General features: G+C 72.1%; 15 protein-coding genes. 1 reads left to right on the top strand and 14 read right to left on the bottom strand.

Annotated elements, in window-relative coordinates; translation table 11 throughout:
- Positions 1 to 277: 277 nt before the first annotated feature.
- The 7 genes from ACWD4G_RS37690 to bldG form a co-directional block, all read right to left on the bottom strand.
- Positions 278 to 475 (bottom strand): hypothetical protein, encoded by a 198-nt coding sequence (locus ACWD4G_RS37690; protein WP_451301782.1) that lies wholly within the window; start codon positions 473 to 475, stop codon positions 278 to 280.
- Between the two features lie 96 nt (positions 476 to 571).
- Positions 572 to 2977, bottom strand: coding sequence for a protein kinase domain-containing protein (locus tag ACWD4G_RS37685; RefSeq protein ID WP_451301781.1), 2406 nt, complete (start codon positions 2975 to 2977; stop codon positions 572 to 574).
- 362 nt (positions 2978 to 3339) lie between these two features.
- A complete protein-coding gene (locus ACWD4G_RS37680) occupies positions 3340 to 4881 on the bottom strand; it encodes a DUF7059 domain-containing protein (RefSeq protein WP_451301756.1) in 1542 nt (513 codons plus the stop codon).
- A 175-nt stretch (positions 4882 to 5056) separates the two neighbouring features.
- Complete coding sequence (locus ACWD4G_RS37675) at positions 5057 to 5650, bottom strand: small secreted protein (RefSeq protein WP_451301754.1); 594 nt, start codon at positions 5648 to 5650, stop codon at positions 5057 to 5059.
- A gap of 238 nt (positions 5651 to 5888) precedes the next feature.
- A complete protein-coding gene (locus tag ACWD4G_RS37670) occupies positions 5889 to 8294 on the bottom strand; it encodes a sodium-translocating pyrophosphatase (RefSeq protein ID WP_451301752.1) in 2406 nt (801 codons plus the stop codon).
- Positions 8295 to 8689: 395 nt separating this feature from the next.
- Complete coding sequence (locus ACWD4G_RS37665; RefSeq protein WP_451301750.1) at positions 8690 to 9115, bottom strand: ATP-binding protein; 426 nt, start codon at positions 9113 to 9115, stop codon at positions 8690 to 8692.
- A gap of 113 nt (positions 9116 to 9228) precedes the next feature.
- Complete coding sequence (bldG, locus tag ACWD4G_RS37660) at positions 9229 to 9570, bottom strand: anti-sigma factor antagonist BldG (RefSeq protein WP_451301748.1); 342 nt, start codon at positions 9568 to 9570, stop codon at positions 9229 to 9231.
- An 82-nt stretch (positions 9571 to 9652) separates the two neighbouring features.
- Here bldG and ACWD4G_RS37655 point away from each other — a divergent pair, with 82 nt between their 5' ends.
- Complete coding sequence (locus tag ACWD4G_RS37655; RefSeq protein WP_451301746.1) at positions 9653 to 12139, top strand: DEAD/DEAH box helicase; 2487 nt, start codon at positions 9653 to 9655, stop codon at positions 12137 to 12139.
- Here ACWD4G_RS37655 and ACWD4G_RS37650 read toward each other — a convergent pair.
- From ACWD4G_RS37650 to ssd, 7 genes are all read right to left on the bottom strand, one after another.
- Positions 12136 to 12570, bottom strand: coding sequence for an Rv3654c family TadE-like protein (locus tag ACWD4G_RS37650; RefSeq protein ID WP_451301744.1), 435 nt, complete (start codon positions 12568 to 12570; stop codon positions 12136 to 12138). The two genes, ACWD4G_RS37655 and ACWD4G_RS37650, sit on opposite strands and share 4 nt — an antisense overlap.
- 110 nt (positions 12571 to 12680) lie before the next feature.
- Positions 12681 to 13013, bottom strand: coding sequence for a TadE family type IV pilus minor pilin (locus ACWD4G_RS37645; protein ID WP_451301742.1), 333 nt, complete (start codon positions 13011 to 13013; stop codon positions 12681 to 12683).
- A gap of 43 nt (positions 13014 to 13056) precedes the next feature.
- Positions 13057 to 13281, bottom strand: a complete 225-nt coding sequence (locus ACWD4G_RS37640) for a DUF4244 domain-containing protein (protein ID WP_451301740.1) — start codon at positions 13279 to 13281, stop codon at positions 13057 to 13059.
- Positions 13282 to 13523: 242 nt separating this feature from the next.
- On the bottom strand, positions 13524 to 14315 hold the full coding sequence (locus tag ACWD4G_RS37635; RefSeq protein WP_451301738.1) for a type II secretion system F family protein: 792 nt from the start codon (positions 14313 to 14315) through the stop codon (positions 13524 to 13526).
- Entirely contained in the window at positions 14312 to 15103 is a 792-nt protein-coding gene (locus tag ACWD4G_RS37630) for a type II secretion system F family protein (RefSeq protein ID WP_451301779.1), read from the bottom strand. The genes ACWD4G_RS37635 and ACWD4G_RS37630 overlap by 4 nt, the downstream gene beginning before the upstream one ends.
- 56 nt (positions 15104 to 15159) lie before the next feature.
- Complete coding sequence (locus ACWD4G_RS37625) at positions 15160 to 16512, bottom strand: TadA family conjugal transfer-associated ATPase (RefSeq protein WP_451301736.1); 1353 nt, start codon at positions 16510 to 16512, stop codon at positions 15160 to 15162.
- Positions 16509 to 17612: a septum site-determining protein Ssd gene (gene ssd, locus ACWD4G_RS37620; RefSeq protein ID WP_451301734.1), complete on the bottom strand. Its 1104-nt coding sequence runs from the start codon at positions 17610 to 17612 to the stop codon at positions 16509 to 16511. The genes ACWD4G_RS37625 and ssd overlap by 4 nt, the downstream gene beginning before the upstream one ends.
- Positions 17613 to 17984: the final 372 nt, after the last annotated feature.

The raw sequence follows: 17984 nt of genomic DNA, 5'->3' as shown, positions 1-17984 counted from the left end.
TCCCCAGGCTCGCGTCCCGGGGTCGGGCGCCCCCGGGGACCGGTGCCTCTCGGGAGGCTCCGCCCTGGCCCGGGGGTCGGGTCATGCTGACGCTGCGGAGTGTGACGGTACATCCCGCCCCCGTGTCAAACGGGAAAAGCCCGCAACGGCCACTCGAACGGTAACCCGACTACCGCCATTCCTGCCGCCCGGCGTGTGCATCGATCCTTTCGGGCCGATGCGGAGGGTCACCTGCCAGTTACACCCACCAACCGCCGCCCCAGGCCCGGGAACCCGCTCAGATCCGTGTGAAGCACCACGCGCCGAGCACCAGCGAGGTGACCGCGACGACGCTCGCGAGCGTTGCCGACATCACAGGGCGGACTCCCTGGGCCACCGGCTGCCCCTGGCGCAGCCGGACCGCGGTCCACACCAGCAGCCCGCCTCCGAACAGGGCGAACACCACGCCCACGAAGATCGCCGGTCCGCTCTCCATGTCCCGCTCCCGCTCCTCGGTGTCCCAGCGTCGGGAGGCTGGCACGTACGGGCGGCGGGCTCGCGAACCCGAGGTGAACGCGAGGCGTCCGGGACCTCAGACGGAGCCGGGCGTGGGTATCTTCCCGGTCGTCCTCGTAGCGTCGGTGTTGCGCACCGTGCACACCACCTTGTTGAAGCCCTTCTTCCACTCCGTCTCGTCGGAGACCCATCCCGACACGATCAGGTCGGCACCGGGTGCCCAAGTCGTCTCGAACCTGTTGGTGCAGAGCTTGCCGCCTTCGTCGAGGGCGCCCTGGAACGTCATGCTGTCGGGTGCCTGCACCGAACCGACCACCTGGTCGGTGTGCGCTTCGGCACAGTCGGTCAGCGGTGCGTCGTATCCCTCGTCCTCCCGCGTGGTGTAGTCCCAGCAGTCGCCGACGGCCATCTGGGTCGGCCACAGGTTCGTGCCCTTGTCCCGGAGCCGGCCCACCTCGCCGCCGATCCCGACGTGCCTGCCGAGTACGAGACATGCCGTACCGCCCTTGGCCGTGGTGAACCCCTCCTCCGTCGGAAGCAGCGCGTAGACCCCGGCGTCGGGCAGGGCCTCCGCCGTGGGGCCGGCCTGGTCGGCGCAGCGCTCCGCCCCGTTGTCCCGCGCGTCCTCGTAGTCGGACGCCGTCTCCAGCGCCACCACCTGACCGTCCGGCCAGTCCTCGTCGCAGTCCACCACCCCGAGGTCGGGCAGCGACTCGAACGCCGTCCCCGTCCAGACGGCCTTGACGCAGTCCCCCACCTCCAGCGGCTGCTTCAGGGCGGCCTGCTTCCCGTACGGGTACTCCGACCCGGGTGACGGTCCGTCCGGCGTCGGGGAGCCCGACGACGAGGAGTTCGACGTGCCACGGCCGAGCACGTTGACCGCTGCCCAGGTCCCGCCGGCCACCACGAGCACGGCGGCCACCACGATCGCCACGATCGCGGCGGCGGGTGTCCTCCTCTTGACCCCGCCCGGCTGCGGAGCACCGGCCGTCATCGTGGGGAATCCGGCGTTCCCCGGGGGCGGGGCGCCCCTGCCCCCGTACGGCGACGACGGATTGCCCACGGTGCCGCCGTACGCGGGGACTTGCTGCCCGGGTACGGCCCCGTACGGCCCCGACTGGCCTCCCCCGTAAGGGTTGTAGCCGTCGTAGGGGCCGCGGGGCCGGGCCTGCTGCCAGGGGCCGTACGGCATCGGGCCGCCGGGCGTCCCGGCCGGGGTGGACGGACCGGCGCCCGGGGTGTGCGGGCTGTTCGGCGTCGGGGGCGCGCCGGGCGTGTTCGGGGCGCCCGGCGTGTACGGGTTGTGCGGCGCCCCAGGGGCGTACGGCATGGGCGAAGCCCCCGGGGTTCCGGGTGTGTTGGGCGTACCCGGGGTGTGCTGCGCGCCCGGTGTGTGGGGCGCTCCCCCGCTGCCCTGGGCGGCGGCCGCATGGCCGGGCGGGGCGCTCGCGGCGTATCCGTGGGGCGTGCCGGGGGTGTTGTTGGGGGCGCCTCCGGGTGTGCCGGGGGCGGGGCCGAAGCCCTGAGGTGCGGCTGTGGCGGGTGTGGTTCCCCAGCCGGGTGGCGTGGCGGCACCGCCCGTGCCCGCGACCCGCTGGAGCCCTCGGGACACCGCTTCCGGCGACAGCCGTCGTACCGGGTCCTTGATGAGCAACCCGTGGAGCACGGTGGCCAGTTCACCGGCGCGCGCGGGTGGTGTGGGCTCCTCGCCGAGCAGGGCCGTGAGCGTGGCGTACTCGCCCTGCCGGTCGAAGGGGCCCCGGCCCTCGACCGCCGCGTACAGCGTGGCGCCGAGCGAGAACAGGTCGGCGGCCGGTGTCGGCGGCTCGCCCCGCGCGCGCTCGGGGGCCAGATATCCGGGGGTGCCGAGGATGCCGGCGGTGGCGGTGAGCCGGGGCTCGCGGGACTCGGGCTGGAGGGCGATGCCGTAGTCGGTGAGCAGCACGCGCGCGTAGGGGTCGCCGGAGGCGTCGGCGGCGAGAAGGATGTTGGCCGGTTTCACATCGCGGTGGAGGATGCCGATCCGGTGGCCGGCGGTGAGCGCGTCGAGGACGGCGAGCCCGATCCGCGCCACCTGCTCGGGTGTGAGCGGCCCCCGCTGCCGTACGACCGCCTGGAGGTCGATCGCGTCCGGCACGTACTCCATGACGATCCATGGCAGTCCGTCGTGCAGCACCACGTCGTGGACCGTGGCCACATGCGGATGTCCGCGCAGCCGGGCGGCGTGCCGGGCCTCGCTGCGGGCCCGGGCGATCCTCCCCCGCTCTCGGCTTCGCTCGATCGGGGGGACCCCCACGGCGGGCTCGGCCGCGTCCATCGGGACGGCGGGCAGGGAGATCTCCTTGAGGGAGACCTCACAGGCCAACTCCTCGTCGTACGCGAGCCACACCCGGCCCATGCCGCCCGCGCCCAGGGTGCGCAGCAGCCGGTACCGGCCGTTGATGATCCTTCCCTGGCCCTGCTCCGGCGTCTCCCCCGCCATCCCCGCCATCGCGATCCCCCGATCCCCAGAGACAGCGCGTGCCTCCCCCGAGGACACGTCGAATCCGTCTCTTGAAAATAGCTTCGCACGCACCACTGACAGGAGCCCTTTTCCTGACCAATCCAGCCAGAGCGGACACAGGGGCCCCAGGGGTGCGGATGCGCCCCATCCGCTACGGGGAGGGGGCGCCGCGAGCCGTACCAGTACGGTCACCGGACGGTTCGGAATCGGTCACGGAGGGCCGGACGTCATGGGAGGGGGACGGAAGCCGTCGCCAGGTCACGCCGATGCAGGTGGCCCGGATCGGGCTCGCCGTCACGCCGACGGGGTCCCACCGAAACCCGTCGGCGCCCTCACGGCACTCACCCGGCGGGTTCGAGGAACCCCTGCTCGACCAGCAGCCTGATCTGGACCGGCGTACGGTCGCGCAGGGCGACCGGGTCCTCGCCCACCAGTTGGGCGATGGCGTCCAGAATCCGGCCCGCGCTGAGCGTGCCGTCGCACACACCGGCGAATCCGGCGCCGACCGTGTCGACCTTGGTGGCCCGGCGCATTCCCCGGTTCTGGCGCAGCACCACATGCTCGGGGTCCTCGGCGCCGGGCAGCCCGACCTGCTCCTGGACGACCTCGCCGGTGAGCCGGAAGTGCCCGGCGAGCAGCGCCGCGTCATCGCTGGCCCGTAGGTAGTCGATCCGCGCGAAGTGCGCCCGCACGGTCTCCCCGAGCGGCTGTTCGACCGGATGCGGCCACTCCTCGACGGTGATCGAGGGCGCGGTCTCGGCGGCGGCGGTCCTCCTCAGGGTGATCCACCCGAAACCGACGCCCTTCACCTTCCGCGCCTCGAACTCGTCGAGCCACGCGTCGTACCGCGCCTGGTACTCGGCGACGTCACCCCGGTGGTCGCCCGCGTCGCGCAGCCACAGCTCGGCGTACTGCGTGACGTCCTGGACCTCCCGCTGCACGATCCACGCGTCGCACCCGCGCGGCACCCACGACCTGAGCCGCTCCTGCCAGTCCTCCCCCTCCACGTGCTGCCAGTTGGCGAGGAACTGCGCGAACCCGCCCTCGTTCAGCCGCTCCCCCGTCTGCTGAACGAGCGTCCGGCACAGATCATCCCCGCCCATGCCGCCGTCGCGGTAGGTGAGCCGGGCATCCGGCGAAATCACGAACGGCGGATTGGAGACGATGAGGTCGAAGGTCTCGTCCCGCGCCACCGGCTCGAAGAGGGAGCCCTGGCGCAGATCGGCGGCGGGTGCGCCGGAGAGCGCCAGCGTGAGCGCCGTGATGTGCAGCGCGCGCGGATTGAGATCGGTCGCCGTCACCCGAGTGGCGTGCCGGGTGGCGTGCAGCGCCTGGATGCCGGACCCGGTCCCGAGATCGAGGGCGGCCCCGACGGGCGTCCGCACGGTGATCCCGGCCAGGGTGGTGGAAGCCCCGCCGACCCCGAGCACGACCCCTTCGTCCCGCTGCCCGATCCCCCCGGCCCCGCCCACGGCACATCCGAGATCGGAAACGATGAACCAGTCCTCGCCCTCGGGACCGCCGTAGGGCCGCACGTCGACAGCGGCGGCGACCTCGTCCCGCTCCTCCCCGACCCGACGCAGCCACCCGCTCTCCACACACACGTCGACGGGCAGAACGCCCTCCACGCGTGCGCGTGCGACCGGCTGCTGCAACAGGAACAGCCGAACCAGTGCCTCCAGCGGGCTGTCCCCCCGAGTCGCCCGAAGCGCCGGCACCACCTCACTCCGAGCCAGAGCGGCATAGGCGGACGCCCCGAGCAGCTCAAGCAGCCCATCAGCGGTGAACTCAGCACCGATCAGAGCCTCCCGAAGCCGCTCAGCAACTTCGGACCGGTCGACGGATGGCAGGTCAGACAACGTGGAGTCAGTCACGCCTGCCATTGTCGCCCCTGCCGCAGCCGCAGGCGGGCGACCGCGTCCCGCTTAGCTGCGGGCAGTCGTGCCGCTGGGGCGGCACGGGTGGGCGCAGCGGCACCCTGTAAGCGCCGGCAAGCGAAACCCACCCCCGCTCAGCCCCAGCACCGGGCGCCCTCCCCAGTTCAGGGCGCCCCGCTGCTCACCCCTCCGCAGAAGAAGCCGAAGCCGAAGCACCCGCGGACGCCGTCGCCGACTTGCAACTCGCCTGCTCGGCCATCGCCTGCCCCACCTCCCCCTTCTCCAACTCCTTCAGCGCGTTGCTCCCTGTCTTGCTCAACTTCTCCAGCTCGGTCGCGACCCCTTCGAGCCCGTCCGCGAACTTCGCCTGATCCTTGGTGTTCAGTTCATCCGACTTGGTCTTCAGCGCGGCATAGGCGGACGACAGCTGATTCAGCTCGGCGACAGCCGCCTTCTGCTTCTTCGCCCCGTCCTCCACATCGGGCGCCCCCGCCTTCTGGATGGCCGTCGCCATCGCCTTGTACGCGTCGGAGATGTCCTGGAAGCCCTGGGAGTCGGCCTTCTGGACGTCCACCGGTGCGCTGTCGTCCGAGGTCTCCTTCTGGATCGAGGCATTGGCCGCCGCGATCTTCTTGATCTGCGGCTGTACGTCGTCGCAGACCTGCTTGGCCCAGGAGTTCAGCTTCTCGTTCGTGTCGTCGTCGCTGCTGCAGCCGGACAGCGCCAGTACCAGTACCGCACCGCCGGACAGTGCGGCCACGAGCTTCTTGTTCACCGGATTGGTCCCTTCCGTGGCTCTCGGCCCCGGAACATACACGCCGAACAGGCGACACCTATATGACGTGCACCCTTTGTAAACCTTTTTGTAACCATTTGCACCAAGGGAGAGAAGGCTCACGGCCCCCATGGGCGCACGCAGAAGGGCGGGCGGCCGACGCGTCAACTCGCGCCGTCCGCCCGCCCTTTGAGCTGGGCTGTCGGGGCAACGCCCGTATGCCCACTGACGCGACCGCCTACGAAACCACCGCAGGGTCGGCGGGCTTGGCCACCCGCTCGGGGTTGCCTTCGTCACCCACGGCGATTCCGCGCCGCTTCGACACGTAGACCGCCCCGATGATCACGGCGATGGCGAGCAGCGCGATGGCAATGCGCAGCCCGACGCTCTTGTCCTCGCCGTAGCTGAACTGGACTACCGCGGGCGCGATGAGCAGCGCGACGAGGTTCATCACCTTCAGCAGCGGGTTGATGGCCGGCCCCGCGGTGTCCTTGAACGGGTCGCCGACGGTGTCGCCGATGACGGTCGCGGCGTGGGCCTCGCTGCCCTTGCCACCGTGGTGACCGTCCTCGACGAGCTTCTTGGCGTTGTCCCAGGCACCGCCGGAGTTCGCGAGGAACACGGCCATCAGCGTGCCCGTGCCGATCGCGCCCGCCAGATACGCCCCGAGCGCGCCGACGCCGAGGGTGAACCCGATCGCGATGGGTGCCATGACGGCGAGCAGTCCGGGCGTGGCCAGCTCGCGCAGGGCGTCCTTGGTGCAGATGTCGACGACCCTGCCGTACTCGGGCGTCTCGCTGTAGTCCATGATCCCGGGCTTCTCACGGAACTGCCGCCGCACCTCGTAGACCACGGCCCCGGCGGACCGCGAGACCGCGTTGATCGCCAGCCCCGAGAAGAGGAAGACGACCGCGGCGCCCGCGACGAGCCCGACGAGGTTGTTGGGCTGCGAGATGTCCATCATCAGGTTCATGGGCGCGCCCGCGCCGGAGACCTTCTCGCCGACGTCGTTCGCGGCCGTGACGATGGCGTCGCGGTACGAGCCGAAGAGCGCGGCGGCGGCGAGTACGGCGGTGGCGATGGCGATGCCCTTGGTGATCGCCTTGGTGGTGTTGCCGACGGCGTCCAGGTCGGTGAGCACCTGCGCGCCCGCGCCCTCGACGTCGCCGGACATCTCGGCGATGCCCTGGGCGTTGTCGGAGACCGGCCCGAACGTGTCCATGGCGACGATGACGCCGACCGTGGTGAGCAGACCGGTGCCGGCCAGCGCCACGGCGAACAGAGCGAGCATGATCGACGTACCGCCGAGCAGGAACGCCCCGTAGACGCCGAGGCCGATCAGCAGCGCGGTGTAGACGGCCGACTCCAGGCCGACGGAGATACCGGCGAGGACGACCGTGGCGGGGCCGGTGAGCGACGTCTTGCCGATGTCGCGCACCGGGCGCCGGGTGGTCTCGGTGAAGTAGCCGGTGAGCTGCTGGATGACCGCGGCGAGCAGGATGCCGATGGCGACCGCTACCACCGCGAGGACCCGCGGGTCGCCGTCGTGGCCCGCGATCGCCGTGTCAGTGACGCCTTCGAGGTCGGCGTACGAGGACGGCAGATAGGCGTAGACAGCGATGGCGACGAGCGCCAGGGAGATCACCGCGGAGATGAAGAAGCCGCGGTTGATGGCGCTCATCCCGCTGCGGTCGGTGCGGCGGGGGGCGACGGCGAAGATGCCGATCATCGCGGTGAGCACGCCGATCGCGGGCACGATCAGCGGGAACGCGAGACCGGAGTCGCCGAAGGCCACCTTGCCGAGGATCAGCGCGGCGACCAGGGTCACGGCGTACGACTCGAACAGGTCGGCGGCCATTCCGGCGCAGTCGCCGACGTTGTCGCCCACGTTGTCGGCGATGGTCGCGGCATTGCGCGGGTCGTCCTCCGGAATGCCCTGTTCGACCTTGCCGACCAGGTCGGCGCCGACGTCGGCGGCCTTGGTGAAGATGCCGCCGCCGACACGCATGAACATGGCGATGAGAGCGGCGCCGAGGCCGAAGCCCTCCAGCACCTTCGGCGCGTCGGCGGCGTACACCAGGACCACGCACGAAGCACCGAGGAGTCCGAGTCCCACCGTGAACATGCCGACGACGCCACCCGTGCGAAAAGCGATCTTCATCGCTTTGTGCGAGACGAGGGTGAGATCCTTTTCCGGCTCGCCGGGGGCCGGTGTGGCTTCTCTGGCCGCCGCGGCGACGCGCACATTGCTGCGTACGGCGAGCCACATGCCGATATAGCCGGTGGCCGCCGAGAACGCCGCGCCGATCAAGAAGAACACCGATCGTCCGGCGCGCTGATTCCAGTCGTCCGCGGGCAGCAGCATGAGCAGGAAGAACACGACGACGGCGAATACGCCGAGCGTGCGCAACTGCCGTGCCAGATAGGCGTTCGCGCCTTCCTGTACGGCGGCCGCGATCTTCTTCATGCTGTCGGTGCCCTCACCCGCCGCGAGCACCTGGCGCACCAGGACTCCGGCCACGACGAGCGCGGCCACTGCCACGACAGCGATCACCAGAACGATGATCCGGTTGTCGTCGGTCAGCACCGCGGCTGCGAAGTTTGTGGGGTGATCAATTAGCTGAGGGGTAGAAAGCCCCGCCATTCGTCCTCCTTGACGCTTGGGCTGAGCTCAAGATGTGGACGGATTGTAGGGAGCGGAACCTGATCAAAACAGTGCACGGTAAACGGAATTGGCCTTCACATCCCGTTCAGCAAATGATCCGCGCACCGCCACATTACTCGAAAGAAGTAATGCCTCAAAGGCATTGACCCTTGATCGAATTATCGGGTGTTTGATCGTGAATTCCTTCACGAATTCCGGTGTTCCGATGAACGGGGATCGGAAGAAATGCAAAGGGCCCTGCTCAGCAGGGCCCTTGCGGTACTACTTGTCGGACTGAGCTTGTCGGACTGACCGCGTACGGCATGCGGCGGGTGGCCGTACGAGGTGCAGCCGTGCGGGGTGGGATCAGCCCGGCGGACGGCTCGGCACGACGGTCAGGTCAACACGGCGGCCGGCGGTGTCGTCGGCCAGCTCATACGGATCAGCCCGCCGTTCTCCCCGGCCGTGACCTCCACGTCGTCGACGAGGCCGCTGATGACCGCGAGGCCCATGTCGTCCTCCTCGCTGTCCACGTCCGCGTCACCGCCCGAGGACTCACCGGGGACGGCGTGCGGCGCCTCGTCTCCGACCTCGATGGAGAACTGCTTCTCCTCCTCGATCAGCGACACATGCACCGGCGCCGAGATACCGCCGCTCTGATGCAGCCCGACGGCGCGGGTGCACGCCTCGCCGACGGCGAGCCTGACCTCGTCGAGGACGGCCTCGTCCACTCCGGCCCTGCGTGCCACCGCTGCCGCCACCAGTCGGGCGGTACGGACGTGCTCGGGCAGCGCGCTGAAGCGGAGTTCAACGGTGGCCATGCATCCCCCTAGGAACTTCGGGCGTGCGGTCGGAGGGCCGGGCCCCCTTCGAGGCCCGGTCCCCCTTCACTTGTCTCTTGCCGTGCCGGGCGCGCGGCCCGGGACGGTTGTGATCAGTCAGTGGCCGCCACCGCTTCATCGACCGACTGGTGAATCGGGAACACCTTGGTCAGACCGGTGATGCGGAAGATCTTCAAAATGCGCTCCTGGTTGCACACCAGGCGCAGCGAGCCCTCATGGGCCCGTACTCGCTTCAGGCCGCCCACCAGCACGCCGAGCCCGGTGGAGTCGAGGAAGTCGACGCCCTCCATGTCGACGACGAGGTGGAAACTCCCGTCGTTGACCAGCTCGACCAGCTGCTCACGCAGCTTGGGCGCGGTATAAACGTCGATTTCGCCACCGACCTCGACGACCGTACGATCGCCGACGGTACGGGTCGACAGGGACAGGTCCACGGATCCTCCAGCACCTTGCTATCGAGCGTTCGCCCCTCGGGACACCTCGGCTTGAAGCCCCCGGGACGGTTCGCCAGCCGCGATGGCATTCAATCACTTACCGGCAGGCGTGCACGACGCCTTGGCTCCATTGTCCGTCACGCCGGTGACACACTCGGTGCCGATGGCCAAGAATCACCGATCCGATCGACATGCGACGGGCCCCGTTTCCCGGGTGGACCCGCGCACGGTCCTGGACCGCCTCGTCTCGGGGCCGAGCCGGGCCTCGCGCATCACTCATACGGAGCATGTGCCCCCGCGCACGGGCCGCCATGCCCTCTGGCCCGACCGTATCCGCGCGGAGGTCGTCGCCGCCGTCCAGGCAGCCGGAATCGAACACCCTTGGTCCCACCAGGCACGCGTCGCCGAGCACGCCCTCGACGGCGAATCGGTCGTGGTCGCCACCGGCACCGCCTCCGGCAAGTCGCTGGCCTATCTCGTCCCGGTCCTCTCCCGCCTCCTGGACGGCTCCGAGGCCCCCAACGGCCGTGGCGCGACCGCGCTCTACCTGTCCCCCACCAAGGCGCTCGCGGCGGACCAGCGAAGATCCGTGAAGGAAATTTCACAACCTCTCGGCAATGCGGTACGCCCCGCCGTGTACGACGGCGACACCCCCGTCGAGGAACGCGAGTGGATTCGCCAGTACGCCAACTACGTCCTCACCAACCCCGACATGCTCCACCGGGGCATCCTCCCCTCCCACCCCCGCTGGTCCTCCTTCCTGCGCACCCTCAAGTACGTCGTCGTCGACGAATGCCACACCTACCGGGGCGTCTTCGGCTCCCATGTCGCCCAGGTACTGCGCCGTCTGCGCCGCCTCTGCGCCCGCTACGGCGCCGAACCCGTCTTCCTCCTCGCCTCCGCGACCGCCGCCGAGCCCTCGGTTGCCGCCGCCCGCCTCACCGGCCTCCCGGTCGTCGAGGTCGCCGACGACGCCTCCCCCCGGGGCGAACTGGTCTTCGCCCTCTGGGAGCCCCCGCTCACCGAACTCCACGGCGAGAAGGGAGCGCCCGTACGCCGTACGGCAACCGCCGAGACCGCCGACCTCCTGACCGACCTGACCGTCCAGGGCGTCCGCTCGGTCGCCTTCGTACGCTCCCGGCGCGGCGCCGAGCTGATCTCGGTGATCGCCCAGGAACGCCTCGCCGAGGTGGACCGCGCCCTCGCCCGCCGCGTGGCCGCCTACCGCGGCGGCTACCTCCCCGAGGAACGCCGCGCCCTCGAACGCGCCCTCCACTCCGGCGAACTCCTCGGCCTCGCCGCCACCACCGCACTCGAACTCGGCGTGGACGTCTCGGGCCTCGACGCCGTCCTCATCTCCGGCTACCCCGGCACCCGCGCCTCCCTCTGGCAGCAGGCGGGCCGCGCCGGCCGCTCAGGCCAGGGCGCCCTCGCCGTCCTGGTCGCCCGCGACGACCCCCTGGACACCTTCCTGGTCCACCACCCCGAAGCCCTGTTCGAGCAACCGGTGGAATCGACCGTCCTCGACCCCGACAACCCCTACGTTCTCGCCCCCCATCTGTGCGCTGCCGCCGCCGAACTACCTCTGACCGACGAGGACCTGCCCCTCTTCGGCCCCGAGTGCGAGAGCCTGCTGCCGCAACTGGAGGCCGCGAAACTGCTCCGCCGCCGCGCCAAGGCCTGGCACTGGACCCGCCGCGAGCGGGCCGCCGACCTGACCGACATACGGGGCCAGGGCGGACGCCCCGTGCAGATCGTCGAGTCCGGCACGGGCCGTCTCCTCGGCACGGTCGACGCGGGCGCCGCCCACACCACCGTCCACGAGGGCGCCGTCCACCTCCACCAGGGCCGTACGTACCTGGTGCGCCGACTGGACCTGGACGACTCGGTCGCCCTCGTCGAACAGGCCGAGCCGCCATATTCGACCGTCGCCCGCGACACCACCGCCATCGCCGTCCTGGAGACCGACACCGAAGTCCCCTGGGGCGACGGCCGCCTGTGCTACGGCTCCGTCGAAGTCACCAACCAGGTCGTCTCCTTCCTCCGCCGACGCCTCATCACCGGCGAAGTCCTCGGCGAGACCAAACTCGACCTCCCTCCTCGTACCCTGCGCACCCGCGCCGTCTGGTGGACCGTCACCGAGGACCAGCTCGACGCCGCCCGCATCAACCCCGAGATCCTCGGCGGCGCCCTCCACGCCGCCGAACACGCCTCCATCGGCATGCTCCCGCTGTTCGCCACCTGCGACCGCTGGGACATCGGCGGCGTCTCCGTCCCGCTCCATCCCGACACCCTGCTGCCGACGGTCTTCGTCTACGACGGCCACCCCGGCGGCGCCGGATTCGCCGAACGCGCCTTCCACACGGCCCGCTCCTGGCTCACCGCCACCCGCCAGGCCATCGCCTCCTGCGAATGTGACGCCGGCTGCCCGTCCTGCATCCAATCCCCCAAGTGCGGCAACGGCAACGAGCCACTGCACAAACGGGGGGCGGTACGGCTGCTGGGCGAACTGCTGCGCGGGGCGCCCGCCCCACCGGTCGCTGACAGGACGCTGCCGCGGGCTCCCTAATCAGGCACCGGACCCGGCGGGCCCGCCCTCGCCCTCTCCTCCGCCATGAACGGGCCCACGCCCGAAGCCGCCGTCACATCCGAGATCTCTCCCTCCACTTCGCAGCGCACCACCCGGCTGTCCTGGGCCCTCGCCACCCGTTCCGCCGTCGCGCAGGCGGCCTCGCCGCCCTTCATCCAGTGGTCGGCGGCGGCCAGGGCCGCGAGGTCGGCCGCAGCCGCCGCCCGGTGCCGCACCACCACGGCCTGGCCCACGGCCAGCGCGGCACCGAACACCACGCACAACACGGCGAGCACACCGACGACCCAGACGGTCGCGGACCCTCTGTCCGACCGCCCCGCCCGCCGAAGCCGCCCAGGCCCAGCGCCCGGCCACGGCCGCCCCGAGGAGGTGAGCCTCCGCAGCCGCCCCGACCACACGCCCGCACTCATCCGCCGGCCATCCCCACGGCCCTCCTCGCCCCTCCTCATCCGCCGCTCACCCACGCGACCTCCTCGGCCCTCCTCACCGCGTTCACCACCACGGCCTCCATCGCCCCTCCTCATCCACCGCTCACCCCCACCGTCTCCTCCGCCAACGCCACGGCGTCATCGCTGAGGTCGACACCCATACGGCCCGGCCCCGGCGACCGCGCCGACACCGTCACCCGGACGTAGTCGCCCTCCCGATCCACGCTGATCCGCGCCCCGTCCGGCGCCGCACGCCGGGCCGCCGCCTCGACCGCACCCGGCGGGTCCTGCCGGGCCGCGGCGCGGGCCCCGACCCGCGCCGCGTCCACGCACTGGATCTGGGCGCAGGCGGCGAGCAGGGCCCACACCAACGCCATCGCGAAGATCACCAGCACGGGCAGGACCATGGCCGCCTCGGCCGTCACGAACCCTTGGTCGCCGCCCAGGGCCCTGCCGCGCCGGCGCGGCTCACCGGCCGCCACGGAGTGCCTTCGTGACGATCTGCTGCAGTTCCGCCTGGACCTGTCCGCTGGTCACCACCTTGTAGAGCAGCGCCGCGAAGGCGACGGCCGCGATGATCCCCACCGCATATTCGGACGTCACCATTCCGGCGTCTTTCCGTGCGGCCCGCACCCGGACCATCACGGCCCACACCAGTCGAACCCGCACCCTGTCTCGCACTGCCTTGAACATCTCAACCCCCGTGAGGCTCTGTTCCGTCGTTTGTCTGTTTCCGACAGTTGGTCACTATTCGTCGTCGGCCATCACTGACCGCTTGTCTCCGCCGGTCGCCGTCCCTGTTCGACACCGGCGATTCCTTGCCAGCCGCCGGTCTCGGCCGCCACCAGTCGGCTCCTTGCCGGCCTCCGGCCATTGGTCCCGACCGGCGGCCACCTCTGCCCGTCACCCGTCACCCGCCCCTCGCGTACGCCCGTTCATCCACCACCCCCTCCCATCAGCCCGTCCGCCAACCCGATCACCACCGGCAGGACGCCCACCGCGATGAAGGCGGGCAGGAAGCACAGCCCCACCGGGGCGGTGATCATCACGCCGGCCTTGCGGGCCCGCTCCGTCGCCGAGCGGCCCCACTCGGCGCGGGCCTCGGCTGCCAGGCGGGCGACGGGGGCGGCGGCCGGTACGCCGGAGCTGTCCGCCCGTTCCAGAAGCCGGGCCAGTGGTCCGGCACCGGGGAGCGCGGCCAACGCCCGCCACGCCTCGGCCGGTTCGCCCCCGAGCCGCGCCTCTGCGGCGCCCCTGGCCAACCGCTCCCCGACAGGCCCTCCCAGGGCCTCCCCGACGGCTCTCGCGGCCACCACGGGGCTCGCCCCGGCCGCGATGCAGGCGGCCAGCAGATCGGCGGCGAGCGGCAGTTGACGCGCGGCCTCCGCCCTGTCGTACGGCTCCGCCGCCCCTTCGACCGCGCTCCGCGCCCGCCGCAACCACCACCAGGCCCCGAGCCCGGCGGCCGGCCCCAGCAACAGCCCCGGCAGGCCACCGACCAGCACCCACCCGGCACACACCACCCCGGCGATCGGCACCCAGCGCCGTACAGTCGCCCGGAGCGCGAGGTTCCGTACGGGTGGCTCCGCCGCCAGGGTCAACACAGCGGCCAGGCGTGCGCGCAGCCGCCGTTCGCGTCGGGCGGTGTCGATCGACCGGGCGAGCCACCACAGTCCCACAACCGCGCCGAGGGCCATCCCCAGCCTGTGGAAAACTTCCTCGCTCACACCGCCTCCGCTCCCCGTACGATCCGCGACGCCCACCACAGACCGACGCTCTGAAGCACCGCCCCGACCAGCAGACAGCCGAACCCGGCGATGCTGTGCAGCACCACGCACAGGGGGTCGGCGCCCAGCGCGGTGCCCAGCAGCAGACCGAGAAGGGGCAGCCCGGCGAGCATCACCGCCGTAGACCGGGAGCCCGCCAACTGGGCGTGCAGGTCGGCCCGTTGGTCCCGCTCGGCGCGCAGGGCACCCTCCAGGCGGTCGAGCCCGGCCGCGAGTCCCGCGCCCCGGTCCACGGCCACCCGCCAGCACGCGGCGAGCCCCAGCAGGCCGTCGGCGCCCGGCTGCCGTGCCGCGTCCGCGAGCGCGCCCGGCACGTCCCCGCCGAATCTCGCCGCCGCCAGCACCACCGCCTGCGCCTCGCCCAGCCCGCCCGAGTCCCGTGCGGCCCGGTTCAGCGCCTCACCCGGCTGGCGCCCGGCCCGCACCTCCCCGGCGAGCGCCGCGCACAACGCGACCACGGCATCGCCCCGCCGCTGCCGCGCCCGGCGTTCCTCCGCCGCCCTCCGCACCCGGCGCAGCAACGGCACCCCGGCCGCGCCCGCGACCACCGGCAGCACCGAGGCCCCCAACAAGGCGACCACCACCCCGACGACCGGCGCCCACCACTCGCTCCCGAGCCCCCTGATCCTGGCCGACACCCGTTCCCGGAGCGGCGGCCCCACCGCCCCTCCACCGGACAACAACAACCGAGCCCGTCGCGCCCCGGCGTCCCACCGACCGCCCACCATCCAGGCGGCCGCCCCGGCACACGCCGCCGCCCCGACCGACACCTCACCCACCCCCGTCACAGCGCCCCGCTCCCTTCCCGAAGCCCGCCCCGAGGCAACTCACGCGCCTCTGCCGAAAACCCGTCCCGAAGCAACTCACGCGCCCCTTCCCGAAGCCCGTCCGGAGGGGCCCCACACGCCCCTTCTCGACGCCTGTCTGGAGCCACCCCACTCGCCCCGTCCCGCCGAGGCGGCCCCGGCACCCCGTCCTGGTGCCCGCCCAGAAGCAGCCCCCGCAGCCGCTCCCAGCCCCGCTCGTACACGAATGCCTCCGGGCCCCAACGCAGTGCGGGCACGGTCACCACGAGGCCCGACGCGTCCCGTTCCAGCACGTGCACCTCGGCGATACGGCGCCGCCCGTCCCGGTCGCGTACGAGGTGCAGCACCACCGACAGGGCGGCCGCCAACTGGCTGTGCAGCGCGGCCCGATCGAGCCCGGCGGCCGTGCCGAGCGCCTCCAGCCGGGCCGGTACCTGAGCGGCGGCGTTGGCGTGCAGGGTGCCGCAGCCGCCCTCGTGCCCGGTGTTGAGGGCGGCCAGCAGGGACACGACCTCGGGCCCGCGGACCTCTCCGACCACCAACCGGTCCGGCCGCATCCGCAGCGCCTGCCGCACCAGGTCCTGGAGCTCGACGAGCCCCACACCCTCCTGGTTGGCCGGTCTGCCCTCCAGCCGCACCACATGCGGATGGTCGGGCCGCAGTTCCGCCGAGTCCTCGGCGAGCACGATCCGCTCGCCCGGGTCGACCAGCCCGAGCAGCGCGCTCAGGAGCGTCGTCTTACCCGTCCCGGTGCCGCCGCTGATGACGTACGACAGCCGGGATCGGATCAGCGCCCGCAGGACCCGGTCGCCGCCCGGCGGTACCGTGCCCGCCGCCGCCAGCTCCGCGAGCGTGAACGCCCTGGGCCGTACGACGCGCAGGGAGAGGCAGGTCGATCCCACGGCGACCGGCGGCAGTACCGCGTGCAGCCGGGTGCCGTCCGGGAGCCGGGCGTCCACCCATGGCCGGGCGTCGTCCAGTCGGCGTCCGGCGACCGCCGCCAAGCGCTGCGCGAGGCGCCGTACGGCCGCCGCGTCCGGGAAGGAGACCCCGGTCAGCTCCAGGCCGCCGCCACGGTCCACCCAGACCCGGTCCGGTGCCGAGACCAGCACATCGGTGACCGACGGATCGGCGAGCAGCGGCTCCAACGGCCCGCTCCCCACCAGCTCCGACCGCAACCGCTCAGCCGCCCCGAGCACCTCGGCGTCCCCGAGCACCCGCCCTCGCTCGCGCAGAGCCTGAGCAACCCGCGCGGGCGTCGGCTCGGCCCCGCTCTCGACCAGCCACTGCCGCACGCCGTCCAACAGCCCGTCGTCCACCGTCCCGTTCATCGGCCCTCACCCCCGACCGGCACGCGCTCCCAGAACCCGTCGCAGAAGCGCGCGAGCGGTCCGCGCGGCACGCCTCCCGGGGGTTTGACGCCGTCCAGCACCCCGATGTCCGTGGGCACCTCGCCCGCGAGTGGCAGACCGAGGAGGCGGGCCACCTCCTGGTCGTCGAGGCCCGGGGCGTACGGTCCGCGCACCGCCACGCGGAGGTCGCGCAGGACCATGCCGAACGCGGAGGCGACGCGCGCGGAGGCGGCGACCGCGCGGAGTTCGGCGGGGACCACCAGGAGACCCAGGTCGATCTGGGCGAGGGCCTCGGCGACACCCTCGTCGATGCGCCGGGGCAGATCGACCACGACGGCTCCCCCGCGCCGTCTACCGGCGGCGAGGACCGCGCGTACGGCCTGGGCCGGGATGGCCACGGCGTCGCCGCGGTCCCAGCTCAGGACCCGCAGGGAGTGCAGCTCGGGCAGCGACTCCTCCAGGGCGCCGCCGCCGACCCGTCCGCGTGAGGCGGCGAACGCCGGCCAGCGCAGCCCCTCGGCGCTCTCGCCGCCCAGGAGGACGTCCAGTCCGCCGCCCAGCGGGTCGGCGTCCACGAGGAGCGTGCGCCTGCCCTGCCGCGCGGAGGTGACGGCGAGGGCGCACGCCAGCGTGGACGCGCCGGCGCCGCCCCGGCCGCCGATCACGCCGACGGTGAGCGCGGGCCTGCCGACCCCTTCGGCCACGTCGGCGATACGGTCGACGAGCCACTGCTCGCCGTCGGGCAGCATCAGGACGTGGTCGGCACCGATCTCCACGGCCCGCTGCCAGACCCCGGAGTCGTCCTGGTCCTTGCCGACGAGCACCACTCCCCGTCTGCGCGCCGCCCCGCGCAGTCGGCATGCGGCGTCGTCGCCGACGAGCACCAGCGGCGCCGCCTCCCACCTGCCCCGCCCTTCCGGCACCCCGTGATGGACCTCCGGCCTTGCTCCCGCGGCCGCACACAGCCGCAGCAGGTCGTCCAGCAGCTCCACGTCCTCGGTGACGATCAACGGCCTGCCCTGCCGCCCGTCGGCGGTGGACGAGCGGTCGTCGATGACGGCTCCCGTCACGATCTCCATCCCCCTTCGCTGCGTTCCGCACGGGATGCGCGGGCGCCGTCCGTCGGCGCCCTCGCGAATCCCGCCCGTTCGCCCGTTCAGGAACGCCCGGTTCTCGGGCGCCCGTGTTCAAGTCCTGTGTGAAGAGCCGGCGACCGGCCGCCATATGGGCGCCCGGGGGAAACCGGCCGAACGCGTCCGAGAATCCGGACGGGCCATGAACTCGCCGCCGTCGGGACGCGCTGGAATCACGGTGCAGCGATCCGGGAAATCGTGTGGATCTTGGTCCGAAAACTGTGGACAACTCGACGCTTGTGAATATCGCCGTCACCCGAACAGGCGACCCGGGTACGGCTTCCACAGCGCAGCCCGTCAGCTACACACAGTGACAGA

This window comes from Streptomyces sp. NPDC002643 (assembly GCF_053592555.1).
Note: the sequence above shows the minus strand (reverse complement) of the source record. Positions and strands in the feature narration are given on the sequence as shown.